The organism is Algoriphagus mannitolivorans DSM 15301 (assembly GCF_000429425.1).
In the GTDB taxonomy this organism is placed as follows: domain Bacteria; phylum Bacteroidota; class Bacteroidia; order Cytophagales; family Cyclobacteriaceae; genus Algoriphagus; species Algoriphagus mannitolivorans.
Window position 1 is genome coordinate 197114 of record NZ_AUBV01000001.1, and the last position, 20892, is coordinate 218005.

The 20892-nt window shown below is 41.9% G+C and carries 14 protein-coding genes; 9 read left to right on the top strand and 5 right to left on the bottom strand.

The genetic code is table 11. The features are described from left to right. Positions 1-13 precede the first annotated feature (13 nt). The 4 genes from G458_RS19995 to G458_RS0100900 form a co-directional block, all read right to left on the bottom strand. Positions 14-1189, bottom strand: coding sequence for a glycoside hydrolase family 18 protein (locus G458_RS19995; protein ID WP_084438794.1), 1176 nt, complete (start codon positions 1187-1189; stop codon positions 14-16). 94 nt (positions 1190-1283) lie between these two features. Further along, positions 1284-2855 (bottom strand): SusD/RagB family nutrient-binding outer membrane lipoprotein, encoded by a 1572-nt coding sequence (locus tag G458_RS0100890; protein WP_084438795.1) that lies wholly within the window; start codon positions 2853-2855, stop codon positions 1284-1286. A gap of 30 nt (positions 2856-2885) precedes the next feature. Next, a complete protein-coding gene (locus G458_RS0100895) occupies positions 2886-6011 on the bottom strand; it encodes a SusC/RagA family TonB-linked outer membrane protein (protein WP_026950227.1) in 3126 nt (1041 codons plus the stop codon). Between the two features lie 543 nt (positions 6012-6554). Continuing rightward, entirely contained in the window at positions 6555-8717 is a 2163-nt protein-coding gene (locus G458_RS0100900) for a glutamine synthetase III family protein (protein ID WP_026950228.1), read from the bottom strand. Between the two features lie 233 nt (positions 8718-8950). Between G458_RS0100900 and mtaB the strand changes: the two genes are divergently transcribed. The 9 genes from mtaB to G458_RS0100970 all read left to right on the top strand — a co-directional run bounded on the left by mtaB (position 8951) and on the right by G458_RS0100970 (position 19766). Beyond that, positions 8951-10270, top strand: coding sequence for a tRNA (N(6)-L-threonylcarbamoyladenosine(37)-C(2))-methylthiotransferase MtaB (mtaB, locus tag G458_RS0100910; RefSeq protein WP_026950229.1), 1320 nt, complete (start codon positions 8951-8953; stop codon positions 10268-10270). Between the two features lie 95 nt (positions 10271-10365). Continuing rightward, a complete protein-coding gene (locus G458_RS0100915) occupies positions 10366-12378 on the top strand; it encodes an alpha amylase C-terminal domain-containing protein (RefSeq protein WP_026950230.1) in 2013 nt (670 codons plus the stop codon). Between the two features lie 112 nt (positions 12379-12490). Beyond that, positions 12491-13306, top strand: a complete 816-nt coding sequence (locus G458_RS0100920; protein ID WP_026950231.1) for a hypothetical protein — start codon at positions 12491-12493, stop codon at positions 13304-13306. A 143-nt stretch (positions 13307-13449) separates the two neighbouring features. After that, entirely contained in the window at positions 13450-15168 is a 1719-nt protein-coding gene (locus G458_RS0100925; RefSeq protein WP_026950232.1) for a purine-cytosine permease family protein, read from the top strand. Between the two features lie 17 nt (positions 15169-15185). Continuing rightward, the gene (locus G458_RS0100930) at positions 15186-16655 is read left to right on the top strand and encodes a mannitol dehydrogenase family protein (protein ID WP_026950233.1); all 1470 of its coding nucleotides are present in this window, start codon (positions 15186-15188) and stop codon (positions 16653-16655) included. Positions 16656-17095: 440 nt separating this feature from the next. Next, a complete protein-coding gene (locus G458_RS0100940; protein WP_026950235.1) occupies positions 17096-17605 on the top strand; it encodes a lactoylglutathione lyase family protein in 510 nt (169 codons plus the stop codon). Between the two features lie 376 nt (positions 17606-17981). Further along, a complete protein-coding gene (locus G458_RS0100955; RefSeq protein ID WP_026950236.1) occupies positions 17982-18362 on the top strand; it encodes a nuclear transport factor 2 family protein in 381 nt (126 codons plus the stop codon). A 156-nt stretch (positions 18363-18518) separates the two neighbouring features. Continuing rightward, positions 18519-19406 carry an ATP-grasp domain-containing protein gene (locus G458_RS0100965; RefSeq protein WP_026950237.1) on the top strand — a complete coding sequence of 296 codons (888 nt, stop codon included), beginning with the start codon at positions 18519-18521 and terminating at the stop codon, positions 19404-19406. Positions 19407-19409: 3 nt separating this feature from the next. After that, a complete protein-coding gene (locus tag G458_RS0100970) occupies positions 19410-19766 on the top strand; it encodes a bleomycin resistance protein (RefSeq protein ID WP_026950238.1) in 357 nt (118 codons plus the stop codon). Here G458_RS0100970 and G458_RS0100975 read toward each other — a convergent pair whose 3' ends face one another. Then, complete coding sequence (locus G458_RS0100975; protein WP_026950239.1) at positions 19767-20831, bottom strand: PA0069 family radical SAM protein; 1065 nt, start codon at positions 20829-20831, stop codon at positions 19767-19769. Positions 20832-20892 lie beyond the last annotated feature (61 nt).

Below are 20892 nucleotides of genomic sequence, written 5' to 3' on the forward strand. Positions count from 1 at the left end.
ATTTGAGTAGGAATTAATTCAAATTCAAAGAGACTATCTTTTCCTCATTTTTTCGTTCTGTATATACTTCATGGGGATAAAGACCCTCATACAGCGCTTTCAGCAATAGTCGGGTATTGTCTTCTGACATTTCCCAAAACATGCCTCCTTTCAGTCCTTTCTCTCGGATAAACTTTGCTTTTTTCTGGATGGATTCAGGGTCCTCATAGGTGATCCAGGTAGAATCCTCAGCTGCAAAAAGGTAAGGAGCCTGGGCTTTTTCATCCCAGAATCTCTTAAACTTAGAGGTCATACTGAGGGCATAGATCTGATGGAAAGGCAGTCCCATCTTATAAGTACCGGCTTGGAACAAGCCATTTGAAACTGGGTTTACATTTTCCCACATCCTTCCATAAAACGGAATTCCCAAGACGATTTTGTCAGCTGGCACTCCAAATTCAATATGCTCTTCCACAGTAGTGGCTGCAGATCTTCCTTTTTCTCCGTTAGGAAAAAGGTTGGCATGGTGACCGGTCTTTTGATCCCCCGCAGTATAGAAGTCATAGGCCATGATATTTATAAAATCCAGGTATTTCTGGGCTTCTGCCAGATTGTTGACTTCCAGATATTTTCTAAACCCACCTGATGCAATAGTGGTCAGGTAATGGGTATTGTTCACTTTCCCCAAGGAATCCAAAGCCTCTCGAAAGCCTTTCAGCATCAACACAAAATTCTCCCGATCCTCAGGCCGAACCGGATTATTATCTCCTTGAAGGGCGGGATATTCCCAGTCAAAATCCAACCCATCCAAACGATGTTTCAATAAATAATCAATCCCGGATTGAGTAAGTTTTTTTCTTCCTTCCTCGGTAAGCACCGCGTCTGAAAACCCCTTACTATGCGTCCATCCTCCGATGGAGACCAGAATCTTCAAATCCTTATTTCTTTCCTTAATACTATGAAGCTTGATGAAATTCAAGCTGTCTCTTTCCCGGTGCTTTTGCTCCATGGGTACAATCAAGCCCGCACTGTCAACATGTGCGAAGGCGTAATTGATGTGTGTAATCCGCTCTGCTGGAATATGTTCTTCTTTTATATTTTTCCAACCAGCCACATAGGCGACGATTACTTTTGGAGAATCATCTTGGTCTGACTTGCGGGTTGAACAGCCAAAAACGAGGATAATAAGAGAAAGAAAGAGGTACTTCATAAATATTGAGTGATTGAGTGCCTAAAGATAAAAAAGAGAGAGGCTTTGGGGAAATCCCAAAGCCTCATCCTACTATTTCATGGAATAATGGTGATTAATTTCCTCCATCCCACCACATACGGGTCGCGAAAAGGTCTCCCCCCATTCTTGCCACTGCCGCGGCATAGTTTTCAGGGTTGGAGCCGATTTCAGTTTCCCAATATCTTAATCTTCTTGGGATAAAGTTACCCTCGAATGCATTTGGATCCTTCGTTGGAGTCAAGGCTGGATAGCCTGTTCTTCTCCAGTTAGACCAAGACTCGATATCATTCAAGTAGGTAGCAGCCCAATATTCCTCACCGATCAATCTCAGTTTGTTTTCAGTGGTGGCTGTTGCAAAACCTCTCCCGGAGATATAAGTATTGATTTCGGCTTCAGTTCTTGCAAAAGATGGGTCGAATAATTCCCAAGCTTTAATCGCTCCTTTTACGCCTGCAGCAAAATGCGTATTGGCATCAGTTGATATCCAACCTCTTACGGCAGCTTCAGCTCTCATCAATTCCACCTCAGCATAAGAGATCAAGTAATACGGATCTTCCCAATCCAAGTATTTCAGATTCAACATGGAGTAGATTCTGTTACCATTTGCATTGTAAGCTGTCAATTCATCTGGAGTCAATTGTGCTCTCAAAGTGGTAGAAGTATAGCCGTTTGGCAAACCTTTCTGAGACGCGGCATCAGTCACCCACGTGCTTGGATCATCCGGATTCCCAATTCCACCAGCGACAATTGTCAATCTTGGATCGTTATTGGTTCTCATCCAGTTCAAGAAAGTAGCAGAAATTTTGCAATCTCTAGAGTACTTATTGTTACCCCAGTATCCATCATTCAGACCATTTCTGTTGATACCTTGAGGACCGGAGGCGAATTTGATGGTCGCCATGTCCTCCAAAGAGGTAAAGGCTCCATTAGTATTGGCTTCCGTGAAAACAGCCTTAGCTCTGGCTTCATCCACTTTGCTCATTCTCATCGCAATTCTCATCAATAAAGCATTGGTGAATTTCCTCCACTTGGCCAAATCACCGCCATAGATGAAATCCTGAGTACCGAACCCTTTTGCAGAAGAAGAGAACAAAGCTCTTGCTGCCAAAAGATCTTCGATCATAGCATTATAAACATCCTTTTGACTGTCATACTTTGGGAACCAGTATTCTGGCCCTTCCAATCCTTTGCCGGCCTCAGTATAGGGAATATCACCATAGATATCCGTCATTCTGTGCATGTCAAATGCTTTCAACACCATAGATGCTGCACGGAAATTCGCCATGCTCGGATCATCTTTTGTTTTTGATATCACATGCTGAAGAAGTCTTAACACACTCGTATAATGGGATTGCATATAAGCACCACTATACTGCGCATTGTAGAGGTATTTATCACCGCTAAAATATCCGGCAGTAGAAGCCGTATGCTGGATCATCGTCGCAGCATAAAGCATGGGTACACGGGTATTTTCATATTCACCAGCTATTCTCAAAGTTCCCAAAGAGAATAGATAGGCCATATCGATAGAGGTAGCAGCATTTTTGTCCACATTCAAATCCAACAGAGCACTCTCATCACAAGAGGAGAAAAGCCCGATCGAACCCGCAAGAAGGACTGTTGCTAGTTTATTTTTAAATTTCATGTTTCTCTTATTTTATGATTTGACCATTGATTAAAAAGTAGCCGACAGGTTAAATCCGAAACTTCTGTTGGTTGGCATTGCGAAGAATTCCAAACCTTGAGAATTTCCATCTACTGCATAAGCAGATTCAGGATCCACATTAGGCACATTAGACCAAAGCAAGGCCAAGTTTCTGCCCACAAAAGACAAAGTCAAAGTCTGAATTGGAGTTTTGTTCAACATGGTTCTGGAGAACGTATATCCAAAATTCAATTCTCTCAACTTCGCGAAAGAGGCATCATAGACGATATTTTCGGTAACTCGGGCGTAGGCCTGATAATACTGATCCAAAGTATAGTTAGCAGCATTGGAAGGATCCGCTCCGATAGTCCAAGTCTTGGCCTCACCGTTAGTAGTCACACCTGATACAGTCAAGCCACCTTGTCTGCCATTAAGTGTTTCTTGGTGAAGTCCGTAGAGATATCCAAAATAATTGGTACCGGAAACCATACTTCCACCTTGTCTCAAATCGACCAAAGTATATAATCTGAACCCTTTATAGCTGAAAGTATTGCTGATACCACCGGAAATTGGATGACGTCCTTCTGCCAAAGTCTCAAAACCTGCAGTAGTCACAGGGAAGCCATTCGCATCATATACCTTCTGACCATTGATCATCAAGTGCTTGTAACCTGTGATCATACCCAAAGGCTGACCGACAATGTGGCGGATAGACTCTCTCATCAATCGGCTGTTGCCCAGGTTGATAAATTCGATAGGTTCACCTGCGGCGTTGTTGCCTAAGCTCAATACTTCTGATCTGTTGTTGGCAATGTTGAAGGAAAGATCCCACTTGAATGCCTTCGCGACTGGAGTCAAGTTTAGGAGCAATTCTACCCCTTTATTTCTCAACTCACCGATGTTTACGGTAGTCGATCCAAAACCTGAGGTACTGGATATTCCGGTATTGAGGATATCGTCTTTGGTCAATCTGTTGTAATAAGCGATATCCAATCCAATTCTATTTTTCAAGAATCTGAAATCTGCACCGATTTCGTATTCAGTGGAGGTGTAAGGCTTCAGGGAAGCATTTGGAATAGATCCGTTGTTAATCTGACCCAAATTACCACCTAAGTGTCCATTACCTACAAGACCATAAGTCAGATTAAGTGCATATGGATTTGGTGCACCACCCCCTGCTTGACCCCAAGAACCTCTCACTTTTGCAAAAGTGAAGAACTCAGGTAGAACCACCATGTCAGAAATCACGGCGCTCAAACTTGCAGAAGGATAGAACAACTTGAAGTTTTCAGGAGAAAGAGTAGAAAACTGGTCTTCTCTAGCCGTAAGGTTCAAGAAAATCATGTTCTTATATCCAAGATTGGCAGAAGCAAAATAGGAGTTGATTCCAAATTCTGAGAAGCCATAGCTCACAGTTGGAGCAGCTACATTATTCACACTATGGAAGAAAGGAATAACCAAGTCGTTTCCACCACCTCTTAAGCTTTCGGCAGTTCTTCTCATACGGTTACCGCCGACGAATCCGTCCACCGCGAAATCACCAAATTCTTTGTTGAAACCGATGAATAAATCAGCATTGTCTTCTCTGATGGTTCTTTCGGTCACGTTGTAGTCACCTCTTGGCTTATAGGCTGTACCATAGGGCTCAGAGCTGTCATCCACTCTGGACTGGAAATCCAATCCTAAACGACCTCTAACATACAACCAGTCGGTGATATCGTATTGTAAGGATACATTTCCAAGAATACGGTTGGTCTCATCCTGACGGTAGAACTGATAAGCTGCCCAATATGGGTTAGTCTGGAAAGTGTTTTGCTGATATCTCAGTTCAGTGCCATCCGGATTAGCTCCTGGCTTGTTTGGATCGCCTTTCATGACATCCAAAGGAATATGACCTGGCTTCACCAACATGGAGAAGTTGGCATTACCCGGAGAGTCAGAAAGTCTAGGTCTGTTTTTCGCAAGTTGATTGGAATACTGACCGGAAACTCCTAGAGTGAATTTACCAAGCTTGCTGTTGACGTTTACGTTAGCCACTCTTCTACCAAACTCAGCATTCGGCATGATGTCGTTGTTGCTTAGATCAGAGAAAGAGAACCTGTAATTGGTAGATTCATTTCCACCATCAAATGCAATGGTATTGGTGAAAGTATAAGCGGTTTTAAAGAAATCAGACAGTCCTTCACCAGTGAAAGAATAAGGCCTTGTGACACCGTCAAACTGAACCACCTGAGATCCGTCGTATCGAGGGCCCCAGCCGTTGTTGGCATCTTCCATTGCCTCAGAAGGAGAAGTAGAAACTCGTCCGTCACGGCCTGCGCCGTAAGTTCTTTGCCAGTTGGTTTGGTCCCAAACATTGTCAAACATAATGTTAGAAGAGAAAGAAACCCCTACTCCTTTTCTGGCTTTACCGCTTTTGGTAGTAATCAAAATTACCCCATTCGCAGCTCTTGCACCATAAAGCGCAGCTGCTGCATTACCTTTTAGGACAGACATGCTTTCGATGTCATCCGGAGAAATGGAGGAAAGACCGTCACCGGCATCATTTCCACCCCACATCCCAGCGTTTCCTAGGTTGCCCGACTCGATTGGAATACCATTTACTACATAAAGAGGTTGATCATTTCCAGTCAAGGAAGATCCACCTCGGATCACTACTCGAGTAGAACCCGCTGCACCGGTGGCAGGAGGAGTTACATTCACCCCAGCTACTTTTCCGGAGAGTGCGTTACCCGCATTGATTGCCCTGGCTTCAGTAAATCGATCACCACCGATTTGGGTGACGGAATAACCTAAGGCCTTCTTGTCCTTTTCCAAACCGAAGGCAGTCACCACTACTTCCTGCAATTCGCTGGCATCTTCATCCAAAACGACATCGAGTTCAGATCGATTACCTACCGTAAATTCTTGGGAGGTAAATCCGATAAAGGAAAATACCAAAACGGACTGATCCTTTACCGAAATGGAATACTCACCATCCACATTGGTGGTGGTACCCCTTTGATTACTCTTGTCGAGGATTGTAACCCCCGGCATGGGAAGACCATCTGTCGATGCAGTGACCTTTCCCCTCAACACTCTCTGTTGGCTTTGGGCTGCGAAAGAAATTCCGAGCACCATTACCAAAGCGAAAGCACTTGTAAGAAACTTTCTCATAGCTGGCATTAAAAGGTTATTAATAAAATTGATTGGAATACCCGGAATCCCGGATGAGTTAAGGGGAAATGATTTTGTAAACAGTTCACCATATATTTTTTAATAAGAGTTCAAATCGAAAAGGATAAGCTGGATTGAAAGAAAAATCCTAAAAACCCAAATACTCCAAGAAATCATCTTGAAGTAGATGGGCTAAAGCTAGAGATTTCAAGCAATTACTCAAAAATTATCTTTAATTTTTTTTATCAACAACTGAACAAATCATTAATTTTTTTAAAAAAGTAAACTCATAGCAGCATTTATTTTCAATTTCATCTGAGGCATTACTTGATATTTACCAATCAATTCCCCCGATAAGACAAAAATAACCTCTTATCCTCCGAACCTTTTTTAAAAAATACAATCTTCACTAAGAAAAAGCCAATTATTCTTAGACACATTTAATTTTTGTGCCCAAGCTTTCATTTCCACTAGACTCCAAAACCCAAAAAAAAGCCGCCCCAACTGAATTGAGACGGCTTTCGCATTGTATTAATTTTGCTTTTATCTAATGAAAAGCATTTCTCTATACTTCACCAATGGCCAGCTTTCATCGTCAACCAAAAGCTCCAATTTATCCACGGCATATCTGATTTTATCGAAGTAGGCTTCTTTCACTTCTTTCTGATAGCCCTTAGCACGCTTCACAATATCATCTTCCTTGTTGAGTTTCTTTCTTGCCTCAGTCATGGCAGTGATGTCAGACTTCAAGGATTCAATATGCTTAGACAATTCTTTGATTGTATCTACCGCTGCGGAGTTGTCCAAACCTAGGCCTTTAAGACCATTGGCATTTTCAATTACCTTGTTTTGATAAAGGATAGCAGTAGGAATGATGTGATTCAAAGCCAAATCACCCATTACACGGCTTTCAATCTGCACCTTTTTGATAAACTCTTCCAGCATGATCTCATGTCTCGCATGAATTTCAACGCCATTGAGAACATTGTGTCTTTCAAAAAGCTCTTTGGTAGCCTTTCTGGAATACACGTCCAAAGCTTCTGGAGTAGACTTCAAGTTTGAAAGACCTCTTTTCTCAGCTTCTTTTGCCCATTCTTCAGAATATCCATCACCTTCGAATCTGATTTTCTTAGATTCTTTGATGTATTTTCTCAACACATTGACGATGGCAATTTTCTTTTCCTTGCCTGCGCTCATTTCTTTTTCGATGTCTTTTACCATCGTCTTCAAAACGTCCGCTACGATTACGTTCAAAGTAGTCATTGGACCGCCGCAGTTGGCAGAAGAACCTACCGCTCTGAATTCAAACTTATTTCCGGTAAAGGCAAAAGGAGAAGTTCTGTTTCGGTCAGTGTTGTCTAGGATGATTTCTGGGATCTTGGAGATACCCAGCTTCATATACATGTTATCACCTTTTTCGATTTTCACATTGCCGTTTTTCTCCAATTCGTCCAAAAGCTCAGTCAAGGTAGCACCCAAGAACACGGACATGATTGCCGGAGGAGCTTCGTTTGCACCCAAACGGAAGTCGTTGGAAGCAGAAGCGATACTTGCTCTTAGCAAATCAGCATTGTCATAAACCGCTTTTACAGTAGCGACCAAGAAAGTCAAAAACTGAAGGTTTTCTCTGGCAGAGTTGCTTGGCTGGAAAAGGTTTACGCCTGTATCAGTGATCAAAGACCAGTTGTTATGCTTTCCGGATCCATTTACACCGGCAAATGGCTTTTCGTGGAACAAGACCTTCAAACTGTGCTTTTCAGCAACTTTATCCATCACATCCATCAACAACTGGTTGTGATCAATGGCTTTATTGATTTCCTCATAGATAGGAGCCACCTCAAACTGACCTGGAGCCACCTCATTGTGACGGGTTGAAACCGGAATACCCAATTTGTGAGCTTCGATCTCAAAGTCCATCATGAAGTCTTTAACTCTGGTAGGGATAGATCCAAAATAGTGATCTTCCAACTGCTGTCCTCTAGCCGGAGTATGGCCATAAACAGATCTCCCGGACATCACCAAATCAGGTCTTGCTGCAAACAAAGCCTTGTCCACCACAAAATATTCCTGCTCAACACCCAGAGAAGGATTTACTTTCTTCACATTTCTGTCAAACAACTGACAAATTTCCACTGCCGCCTCGTTGATTGCCTCCATTGACTTCAGCATGGGAGTTTTATAATCCAGCGCCTCACCTGTGTAAGACACGAAGATGGTTGGGATACAAAGCGTCTTTTCGAAAATGAAAATCGGAGATGAAGGATCCCATGCTGTATATCCTCTTGCCTCAAAAGTAGATCGGATACCGCCATTTGGAAAGGAAGATGCATCTGGCTCCTGCTGTACTAGGGCAGAACCTCTGAACTTCTCCATTCCAGCATACATATCAAAGAATGAATCATGCTTCTCAGCTGTAGATCCTGTCAATGGCTGAAACCAGTGAGTGTAATGGGTCACCCCTTTGGACATCGCCCAAATTTTCACCGCAGAAGCGATCTCTTCAGCAGTAGAAGGATCGATTTTGGTGCCTTTGTCAATAGCTTCCATTACTTTTTTGTAAACGGAAGGGGCTAAAGATTGCTTCATTTGGGCTGGGCCAAACACATTGGTGCCGAAGTAATCTGAAATCTTGGAAGATGGAGGGGTTACTGTAACCCTCTGCCGAGCCTGTACCATTGTCAAGGCTTGCTGTCTTAATGTTGCCATATCTACAATCTGTGGTTTAAGAATACACCCACAAAAATAGAAAAATATGTATGCGAAATTGCAAGTCGGCTATTTTTGAGGTCATTTTTTGAAATTTTTCCACTTTTTTCAAAAAAAGCCGGTCTTTTTACATCCAAAACCTGAAAAAAAGTGTGTTTTACTCTCCAAAATTGGAAAATTGAAAAAAGAAGGGGAATACTTACCTTTGCAAAATCATCCTTCTTTCCAGAATTGTGAAAAAAGTTGCCTTCTATACCCTCGGTTGCAAGCTAAATTTCTCAGAAACGTCCACAATCAGCAGACAATTTGAAGAAAAAGGCTTTCTGAAAGTCGATTTTCAGGAAAATCCCGACATTTTCATCATCAACACCTGCTCTGTCACAGACAATGCAGACAAAAAGTGTAAAAAAATCGTCAAAGAGGCCAAAAAGATCTCCCCGGATAGCTATGTAGCCATCATCGGGTGTTATGCTCAGCTGAAGCCAACCGAAATTTCTGAAATTGAAGGAGTGGATGCGGTATTAGGTGCTGCTGAAAAATTCAGATTGCATGAACTGCTTGGAGATTTTGCCAAGGAGCAAGACGCTAAAGTATTGGCCAGTGAAATCACGGAAGCCAAATCCTTCAACAACGCCTACTCTATTAATGACAGAACCCGGACTTTTCTAAAAGTCCAAGATGGCTGTAATTACGGCTGTGCTTTTTGTACTATTCCACTTGCTAGAGGAAAAAGCCGAAGCAATACCATAGAATCAGTTTTGGCTTCAGCTAGAGAAATCGCAGCGACAGATGTCAAAGAAATCGTCCTGACTGGGGTGAATATCGGTGACTTTGGAATTGTAGAAGGAAAAAGAAACGAGCGATTTGCCGATTTGGTATTTGCTCTCGACGAAGTGGAAGGAATCGATCGATTCAGAATTTCCTCTATAGAGCCGAACTTGCTGACGAATGAGATCATTGAATTCGTCTCCACCTCCAAGCGCTTTGTCCCACATTTCCATATCCCTCTTCAGTCTGGCTCTAATACCATATTGAGAAAAATGGGCCGTCGATATCTTCGGGAGCTATACGAGGACCGAGTTTCCAAAATCAAAACCTTAATGCCCCATGCTTGTATCGGTGTGGATGTGATTGTGGGTTTTCCCGGTGAGACGGATGAACTTTTCCTCGAAACCTACAACTTCCTGAACGACCTGGATATTTCCTATCTCCACGTATTCACCTATTCCGAACGGGCAAATACCAGGGCTATAGAAATGGATGGAGTCGTTCCGATGAAAAAGCGAAACGAGAGATCCAAAATGTTGCGCATTCTTTCTGAGAAAAAGAGAAGGAAGTTTTATGAGGAAAATCTAGGCAAAACTTTCACCGTTCTTTTTGAAGAGGATGTGGAAAATGGGAAAATGAATGGCTTCACTGAAAACTACATTCGGGTAGCTGCCAAGTATGACCCCATGCTGATCAACGAATTAAAAACCGTTCACCTAGATCAAATCAATGAGGCTGGAAATGTAGAAGTTTTGGAACCGGAGATGGTTTACGAAAAACATTGATTAATAAGCCACCGATAAAGGTGGCTTTTTCAATTTCTGACTTCCAATCCATACATTTTTTCATAAATTCAAAAATTACTAATCGCTACTTTTTCGTGAGCCAAAATCAATTACCAATTCTCCAAGACGAAGCCTGGCTAGAGCCTTATGCTCCCGTCATCCAAAAGCGCTACGAACAGTTCCAATCCGCTATCAGGGCTATCAATGACTATTCTGGAAGCATTCTGGAGTTTGCCAGAATGCACGAATATTATGGAGTTCATTTTGATAAAGTAAGAAATGGATGGGTCTATCGGGAATGGGCACCCAATGCCAAGGCACTTTTCCTGATGGGAGACTTCAACTGGTGGGATAGAAATTCTCATCCTCTGCGAAAAAACCATCGGGGAGATTGGGAGATTTTTCTCCCTCTCGAGCAATACCAAAATACCTTCGTCCATGAGAGTAAAATCAAAGTTCGGGTCATTGGGGCCAATGATACAGACCTAGATCGCATCCCCGCCTATATCACCCGGGTAGTTCAGGACGAAAAAACTCATGACTTTGCCGGGCAACTTTGGTTTCCCAAAAAAGAATTCAATTGGACTGATCAAGATTTTTCCTTGAAAAAAGCCGCTGAAATGCCCCTAATCTACGAATGTCATGTGGGTATGGCTCAGGAAAAGCTCGGTGTGGGCACCTACAAAGAATTCGAGGAAAAAATCCTCCCAAGAATTAAAGCTGGGGGCTATAATGCCATCCAAATGATGGCAGTCATGGAACATCCCTATTACGGTTCCTTTGGCTATCACGTGTCCAACTTTTTCGCTCCCTCCTCTCGATTTGGAACTCCAGAGGAATTGAAGTCCCTGATCAACGCTGCTCACCAAATGGGTATCGCAGTGATCATGGATATTGTCCATTCCCATGCTGTAAAAAATGTCAACGAAGGCCTGAATGAATTTGACGGCACGGACGATCTCTATTTCCATCCCGGAGAAAGAGGCTACCATGAGGGATGGGATTCCAAGCTTTTCAATTATGGAAAATGGGAAGTCCAGCAATTCCTGCTTTCCAATATCCGATATTGGTTGGAGGAATTTCACTTCGACGGTTTCAGATTTGATGGAGCCACGTCTATGTTGTATCACCATCATGGGCATACTTCTTTTGATTCTGCAGAGAAATATTTCGACTCGGGAATAGATGAAGATGCATTGTTATATTTCCAATTGGCAAACACCCTAATTCATGGCCTAAAGCCACATGCCCTCTCCATTGCCGAGGAGGTCAGCGGAATGCCTGGGCTTTGTAGGTCGGTAGCTGATGGGGGAATCGGTTTTGATTTCAGATTGGCGATGGGGATTCCGGATTTTTGGATCAAAACCCTGAAGCACAAACTGGACGAGCAGTGGGATATGTTTGAGCTTTGGCATGAGCTGACCAATCGACCCAAGAAAGAAAAGTCCATCGCCTATGCAGAAAGCCATGATCAGGCACTGGTCGGGGATAAAAGCATTGCCTTCTGGCTGATGGACAAGGAAATGTACTTTTCCATGTCAGTGCTAGAGCAAAACCTTGTCGTAGACCGGGGAATTGCATTACACAAAATGATCCGAATGATCACCATTTCCCTGGGTGGTGAAGGCTACCTCAACTTTATCGGGAATGAATTCGGGCATCCGGAATGGGTGGACTTCCCCCGCTTGGGCAACGACTGGAGCTACCAATATGCAAGACGTCAATGGTCCTTGGTAGATACTCCACACCTTCGTTATCGGCAACTGGATGCCTGGGACAAGGCCATGCTTCAGCTGATTCAACAACACCAAATCTTAAATGCCGGCCCAGCAGTGCAGCTCTACCTTGATCCGGATAAAAAGATTCTGGCTTACCATAGGGGTAACTTGATTTTTGTATTTTCCTTCCACCCAACCGAGTCGTTTTTCGGGTACACTATTCGGGTTCCTGAATCAGGAACATACCACTTGGTACTCCAGTCGGATGAGAAGAAGTATGGAGGATTTGATCGCTTGGATCAACAAATCGCCTACCCAACGGATAAGGACCAACAAATCCATCTTTATGTACCAAATCGGGTGGTGATGGTGATGGAAAGGAAGGCGTAAAACCAGAAATTAGTGACTAGCATCCTAAATTGGAAAGCTAGTCACTATAATTAGGTAACTATAAACAAGTTGTGCGTCAGTTTAAAAGACACCTGCTAAAAATCGAAAAAAAATGATTCAGGCAAATAAAACACTAGACTTTTCAACCAAAGCTTTTTTTATGGCTATGGTAATTTTATTTATTTTAATGCAGGTAGCCTTTCACCCTTCCTATTTGCGATTTTTTCCTCAATTTCATGAATTTAGTTGGATACATCACATACATGGAGCTCTGATGGTATCTTGGGTGGCGATACTGATTATTCAACCCTATCTTATCATCAAAAACAATTTCAAGACTCATAGACTTATTGGTAAAATTTCAAATTTCACCGCACCGTTAGTGTTTATTTCTATGATATTGATTACAAAGCTAAATTATCTCAAAATGGTCGATGTAATGCCGTTTAAAGATGCAGCAGCTTGGCAGTCATTAAACATTTTTACTCCATTCAATTTTTTGATTTTCTACTCGCTTGCCAATATCTATAAAAAAGATGTCTTTAAACACAAGCGTTACATGATTGGCACAGCGTTTACAATTTTGGGAGCTATTTCTTCCAGATTATTGATTATCATTTTTGGACCGTCTCTTGAATTTAATGCCTTTTTTATCTCTGAATATTTTGGAATCAGTATAGTATTACTCCTTTTATTAAATGATGTAAGAAAGAAGGTAAGCCCTATACCCTATACTATTGTAGCAGTCGGCTTGTGTATAAACATTATTAGTATTCATGCGCGATATACAAACGAATGGCAATCAGTAGTAAGATTTATTGTAGATAATTTTTTTTTAAAAGAATTAAAACTTCTAAGAATATCTAAACCCGAAAGAATATTATTAATACCAAGAACAAAAAAACCGAACGCACAACAGCGTATATAACTTATGGCGAGGAATGTGGTAAATTCAAGCTTAGTGTTTTTAAGTATATTTGGTGCAAGCCGACAAGTAACTGCTTCGAAAACCGTCACAAGTTATATACGCAAAAACGTTGTGGTGCCTTACGTCAAAATTAAACCAAGTAAATGAAAGAAATAACAGAATTTTCTCAACTTAAAGAGATTCAAGAAGAACAGCTTCCTGTTCCAAGACATAAACTTCACGACTGGACACATTTTGCAGGGCTATATGCGGCTGAACATGTGGCAGCAACCGAGTTTGTCATAGGAGCCACCTTTGTGGCTCTAGGCGCCAAGACCATGGATATAGTCATTGGTCTGCTCATTGGAAACATATTGGCCGTATTAAGCTGGACTTTGATTACTTCTCCGATTGCGGTTGACACCCGTTTGAGCCTTTATACCTATCTCAAAAAGATTGCAGGTAAGAAAATGTCATTTCTGTACGATTGGGCCAATGTGCTCATCTTCACGGTGATTTCAGCGGCAATGGTAACAGTTTCGGCAACGGCAGTGCGATTCGCCTTTGATATTCCTGCCCAACTCAATTGGTATCCTACAAACTTCTGGTTCATATTAATTGTATTCTTGGTCGGTATGGTTGTGGTCTATGTCGCCATTTATGGTTTTAATGCCGTTTCTGATTTTTCAGGAATTTGTGCACCATGGCTATTTACTATGTTTACAAGCGGTGCATTGGTTTTGCTCCCTGCTCTTTCTATAAGTGTTTTAGAGAAACCGCTTCCTGGAAGCTGGTCTGAATTTGTGGATATTGGGAATTTATCTATATGGACAGGTATAAATAGTGATGGAGAATCTGGTATAGGATTGGTGGAAGTAATCGGTTTTGGGTGGGCTGCAAATACCATCACACATTTTGGTTTGATTGATATGGCCTTATTGCGATTCGCCAAGAAGAAATCCTATGGATTGGCAACAAGTACGGGAATGCTGTTTGGTCATTATATCGCTTGGATTGCCGCCGGAATTATGGGGGCTGGTGCTGCCGTGATCCTAGGTAAAACCATTGTGGAACTTGACCCCGGTGATGTAGCCTACTACGCATTAGGCTGGTCGGGGTTTGTGATCGTTATTGTGGCGGGATGGACAACCGCCATCACCAATCTCTATCGGGCAGGATTAGCGGCACAAGCCATATTTTCCAGTTTCTCCCGTAGAAAGACCACCATGGTAGTGGGAATTGCTATGGTTATCATAGCTTGTTTTCCATTTGTGTTCTCCCAGATACTTCCCTTGTTGACCTATGCTGGCCTATTGGTGGTTCCTGTCGGAGCTATTGTGTTTGCTGAACATCAAGTTTTTCCCAAAATCGGATATACACGTTATTGGTCAAAATATCAAGAGTACCTGAGCAGCATACCCGCTGTTGCTTCTTGGGGATTGGGTTTGGTATTTGGTTTTGGTCTAAACTTTTTAGATGTCATGTCTTTCTATTACCTGTTTATACCAACGTGGTTCTTCACTACTATTTTATATACATTTTTAGCGGGTCTTTATGGTGCCAAAAAAGCCTATCCAGAAGCAGAAGCCAAGGAAAAAGAGTTCAATGAACTGGTTGATGCATACCACGAAAAGTTGGCTGCTGAAGAACCAACCCCTCCAAAGGACAATTCTTTGTTTACAAAAGCATTAAAAGTCGTGGCGGTGACTGCTTTGGCAATTACTTTGGTATTGGCAGCAAAGGTTTTATTTGGCAGCGCTACGGAAAAGGACTATCTCGTCAACAGGGAAACCTTTTATTTCTATGGATTTGTCTGTACAGTTACCTACTTCGTTACGGCGTATTGGGCAATGAAAAGGAACAAGGTGAAAATTGGATCTTAATCTGAAGAAAAGTAGAAATGGAATTAAATCAGAAAAATCTTGACAATCTTTCAAATCGAATTTCCTGTCCTGAATATGACAGAAAATCATTAACAACAGGAATTGTCCATATCGGGGTTGGCGGTTTTCATCGTTCACATCAGGCCTACTACATTCATCGACTACTACAAAAAAATGGTGCCGATAATTGGGCAATCTGTGGTGTAGGTCTACGGGAAGGAGACCGTAACATGTACAATGTCTTAAAAGAACAGGATGGTCTTTATACCTTGGTCACCCAGCACCCCAATGGGAACATTGAAAATGAAATCATTGGTTCTATTACTGAGTTTCTTTTGGCGGTCGATGAACCTCAAGCCGTTATCGATAAATTGGCAAGTGAAACCACTAAAATTGTGTCGTTGACCATCACTGAAGGGGGATATAATTTTAATCCCTCAACAGGAAATTTTGATTTTGAAAATGCTGATATACAACATGAATTGAGAAATCCGAATGAACCTAAAACGGTTTACGGCTATCTAACCGCTGCCCTGCGCAAAAGACGAAAAGCGGGCTTGCCTCCTTTTACGATTATGTCCTGCGATAATATCCAGCACAATGGAAATGTCGCCCGCAAAATGGTACTGGATTTCGTAAAAAAACAAGATTCAAATTTAGCTAATTGGATTGAAAATGAAGTCAGCTTTCCAAATAGTATGGTTGACAGAATTACTCCTGTAACCAATAAGGAGATAATGGAATACCTAAAAGATGAATATGGCTTCAAGGATCAATGGCCTGTAGTATGTGAGCCATTCATTCAATGGGTTATCGAGGATAATTTTTCAAACGGGCGACCGCAACTTGAAAATGTAGGAGTACAGTTCGTTCCTGATGTGACGCCATATGAAAAAATGAAGATACGGTTACTTAATGCAGGGCATTCTGTATTGGGTATAACAGGGGCAGTACATGGGCACACCACCATCGATGCCTGTATGCGTGATGAAGTGTTTGCAAAATTTATGCGGGGCTTTATGGATAAGGAAGTTACACCAATTTTGGGTTCCATAGAAGGAATCGATATGGAGGAATACAAAGACAACTTGGAAATTCGTTTCGGCAATCCCAATATTAAGGATAGCGTAAGCAGAATTTGCTCAGAAAGTTCGGCCAAACTTCCAAAATTCTTAATTCCGACGTTGCTGGAAAATTTAGAAAAAGGAGGAAGTATTAAGTATGCGACTTTTCTCCTGGCTGCATGGTGTTTTTATAGCGACAAACGACTGAATAATAAAGGGGAACCTTTGGAAATTATCGACGAGCAGAGAAACGAATTACATCAAGCTGCAAAGGAAACAGAAAATAATTGGACCGCTTTCATTGAACAATCCAGAATCTTTGGAGATCTAATACATAATGAAAGATTTAAAAACGAATATACTTCGATCATTCAAATCTTATATGAGAAAAGTAATATTAGACACCTAATGAGTGTGATTTAATCGAGATAATTGTTTGAAAAAAAAAGAAATAAAAACGCATCACAACAATGGCTATTAGTACTCGTTCTCACCTAGTTGGAAATTCCGTGGGAATTTCCAACTAGGTGAGAACTTTCTAAGTTAAGTGCCAAAGCACGCCACTACGCATAGCCAAGACCATTAATTACAACTCCAAACAGTAAACCCCGCTTTATAAATTCTATATCCGATTAATTCACAAGGTCTTTTTTTGAATTCTATTTTAATTATCCTGTCAAATTCAATGGATTTGGCTCCAATCCAGGTCCCACTTGGATTTAGTGCCTGAGATTTTTTGGAAGTTCCTCCTTTTCCAAAGCTTTGGAGTGTTTTTGAACTTAAGCAAAGAATTGAGGGTTGCTGCTCCATAAAATGCCCTACCCTAGGGAAAGAATCATTCTCAAAAACTGAAAACCTAAAAAATGAAAGAAATTAAATATCCAAGGTCCTTCTCCCATATCGGAATAACAGTGCCTGATATTCATAAAGCCGTTGAATTCTATGAAAATGTGATGGGCTGGTATGTGATTATGCCTCCCTCAAGGATAAAAAAGGAGACAAACACAGCAATCGGACAGATGTGCATTGATGTTTTTGGAGAGAATTGGGAGGAATTTGAAATTTCCCATTTGTCCACCTCAGACGGAATTGGAATTGAGTTGTTTTCATTTCCACACGGCATCAAAGAGGCGCCTGAGTTTAATCCTTTTAATACCGGTCTTTTTCATTTTTGTGTCCAGGATCCTGATATAGAGAACCTTACTAGGAAAATCGTAGAAGCGGGAGGAAAGCAAAGAATGCCTATCAGAGAATATTATCCCAATGAAAAGCCTTTTAAAATGGTGTATGTTGAAGATCCGTTCGGGGTTGTCTTTGAAATATACACCCACAGCTACGAACTGACATATTCCTCTGGTGCTTATCAAAAATGAAATTCCACTTGAAAAGTGGTAAAACCTGTTCAGGAAACTAGTTCATACAAGAAAGGGATCTTCCAGAAATTCAATTCCCAGGGCAAAACCCTGGGATTTTTTTTATCCTAAACCTATTCCAAAATTGGAATAAATAAAATCTATGCCGGTGCATGCTTCCAGAATTGAAAAGCAATCCGATTGGAGTTTCACATTTTTGAGAAATCACCCTAACTAATTGATCTTTCTCTATCTTAATGGGAAAATTTCAAAATCCCTGCCTCCTATGAAAATCCAGCTGAATCCCCAATACAAATCCTTGGATCTGAGACCTTATCAAGCTTTGATCTATAGTTTCGAGTAAATTCAACTCTTTCCCATCCAAAATTCTAGGCCTATGAAACTTTTTCTATTAATGAATGGGGGACATTCTCCCAAAGGAAAACTGATCCAAGATCTGAGCATCAGTTTCGCTTCTTATGATCTAGAACGACTAGAGCCTTTTTTGGCGGAAGACATCACCTGGACCTTAATCGGTGATACTCCCATCAAGGGTAAAGCTAATTTTTTGGCAGCCTTGGGTGAAATGATGGGAAATACTGCCGCAGAATTACAGATCCATCAAATTGTGACCCATGGAAAAGAGGGCGCGGTCTATGGAGAAATGATCATGGAAAACGGAGACCGGTTTGCATTTGCCGATTTCTACGTATTTAGCAGCACTAGGTCCGATTTAGTCAAATCGATCTCCAGCTTTGTAATTCAAAAAACCAAGTAGAAATTGGATTCAGAATCGTCTGCTCGCTAGAACTAGCATTAGCTGAACCATTGAAAGCTTTCTTTTCCTTCAGATTTTGGAACTGCTGCAATTTTGGATAACAATAATTCAAAATAAGCCTTTAAATTCAATAGCGTTTATTTCCCCTACATCATTATGCCTGCATGTGCATTCTTGTCTATCGCCAATACTGAGGGATGGTTTATCGATGACGATTTGGTTCATCCTTTTCTCAAGGACTTGGGTTGGTCCGTACAAAACATCCCCTGGAACCAAGAGACAGATTGGGATAAATTTGACTTGGTGGTTATCCGCAGCCCTTGGGATTACCAAAATCATTTGGTGGATTTTCTGAGAGTGTTAGACCGGATTAACCGATCCAAAGCCATTCTTTTGAACCCCATAGAATTGGTTCATTGGAACATCAACAAAAGCTACCTTTTCGAGCTTCAAGCCAAAGGGGTGGAATTGGTGCCGACGATCAAGCCTTCTATTTTGCAACTCTCAGACATCAGAAATGCCTTCGAAAAATTCCAAACGGATGAATTGATTGTGAAGCCTCAAATCGGAGCCAATGCAGATGATACCTTTAGGCTAAGCAAAACCAGAGAAGCAGACTGGGGCAGTGTCTTGCCTTTCTTTCAAAATAAAGTAGGCATGCTTCAGCCATTTATACAAAATGTGGTAGATGAAGGGGAGTTTTCTCTGATGTTCTTTCAGGGAGAACTCAGTCATACCATCCTGAAGACAGTCAAAGTGGGGGATTTTAGAGTTCAGGAGGAGCATGGAGGAGGAGTGATTCCAATTGCTGTACCAGAACCAGCATTGCTGGCAGCCGCAGAAAAAGCTCTGGCGGCCTTACCTCGGCAGCCCTTCTATGCCCGGGTTGATCTGGTCCGAACCCCTCAAAATACTTTTGCCTTGATGGAGCTGGAATTGATTGAACCTTGCCTTTATTTTCGGTTTGATCCGGATTCTCCCAGAGTTTTTGCGAACTTATTAGACGAATTCTGGAAGAAAAGTCAAGTTTTAAACCCGATCTGATCCATGCTCCAAGCCATCCACCCCAAACTTCCTATGCGGGACAAGAAAATCACCGAAAGCTATTATGTCGGCCTGTTGGGCTTTAGATTGTTGGGAAGTGGAAATTACCCGGAATACCTCATGGTGGAGAAAGACCAGATCGAGCTCCATTTTTTTCTCTTCAAAGAGCTAGATCCCAAAGAAAACTACGGGCAGGTATATATCCGAACCGAGGACATTAAGACGCTGTATCAGGATTTTCTCCTGCGAAAAATCCCAATCCACCCCAACGGACATCTTCAGGTAAAACCATGGGGACAAATGGAGTTTTCCCTTTTGGACCCGGACAACAATCTTCTGACTTTTGGGCAAGCGATCTGATCAAAAATCCAAACTCAGATTCCCTCCTTTTCGAAAAACCTTCAAGTTATACTCAGGCATAGATTTATCCTGGAAATATTTTTTCCTCGAATGTCGGAATAGCTGTCGAATGCTCTCCGCGAGTACCCCCTCTCCTTTCATCCTTCTTCCAAATTCATTGTCTTGCACCTTTCCTCCGTGGAGTTCAGCGATTTGATGCATGACTTTTTGGAAGCGGTCCGGGAAGTTCTTCTGAAGCCAATCCGAAAAAATCTCTTCCAATTTCCCATTCAGCCTCACTACAGTCATTCCCGCCCCACTGGCTCCATGGTCTGCGGCGGCTTTGATGATTTGGGGAATCTCATGATGGTTGAGTCCAGGAATAATCGGTGCATTCATCACTGCTACCGGCACTCCTGCTTTTGCCAAAGCTTCCAAAGTCGATAAGCGCTTGGCAGCACTGGCTGTTCGGGGTTCCATTGCCCTTCTCAGATCCTCCTCCAAGGTGGTGATGGAAATATAGACCTGAACTAGATTTTGGGAAGCCAAATCCTGTAGAATGTCTAAATCCCGAAGAATCAAGCTGTTTTTGGTGATGATTCCGACGGGATGCCGATATTTTGCAAAAACCTTAAGAAGACCCCTGGTGATCTCCATTTTCTTTTCCAATGGCTGATAGCAATCGGTATTCCCGGAAAGGGAAATGGGTGTGACTTTCCAAGATTTACTTAAAAGCTTTGCCTCTAACAACCTCGGGGCATCCGGTTTAGCCATCAGCTTGGTTTCAAAGTCAATTCCCGCAGAATACCCATAATATTCATGGGAATTGCGTGAATAGCAATAGATGCAGCCATGTTCACATCCTTGATAGGGATTGAGAGAAAAACTAAGTCCAATATCAGGGCTGGTAATCGGATTGACAATAGACTTGGGATGCTCTATACGCACTTCGGTCTTGGGAGAAAGCAAAAGCGGTTCGTCGATTCCTTCCACATGCTCAGCTACGATTCGATGCGCCAAAAAGCGATTCCCAGACTGAATCTGTGCTCCTCTTCCCTTGAAATATTCTTCTTCTCTGTCAATCATTTTATCAAAACCAAGCTCCTCATTTTACCAAAGTTTTGGCAAATCAAAATGGGAATGACTG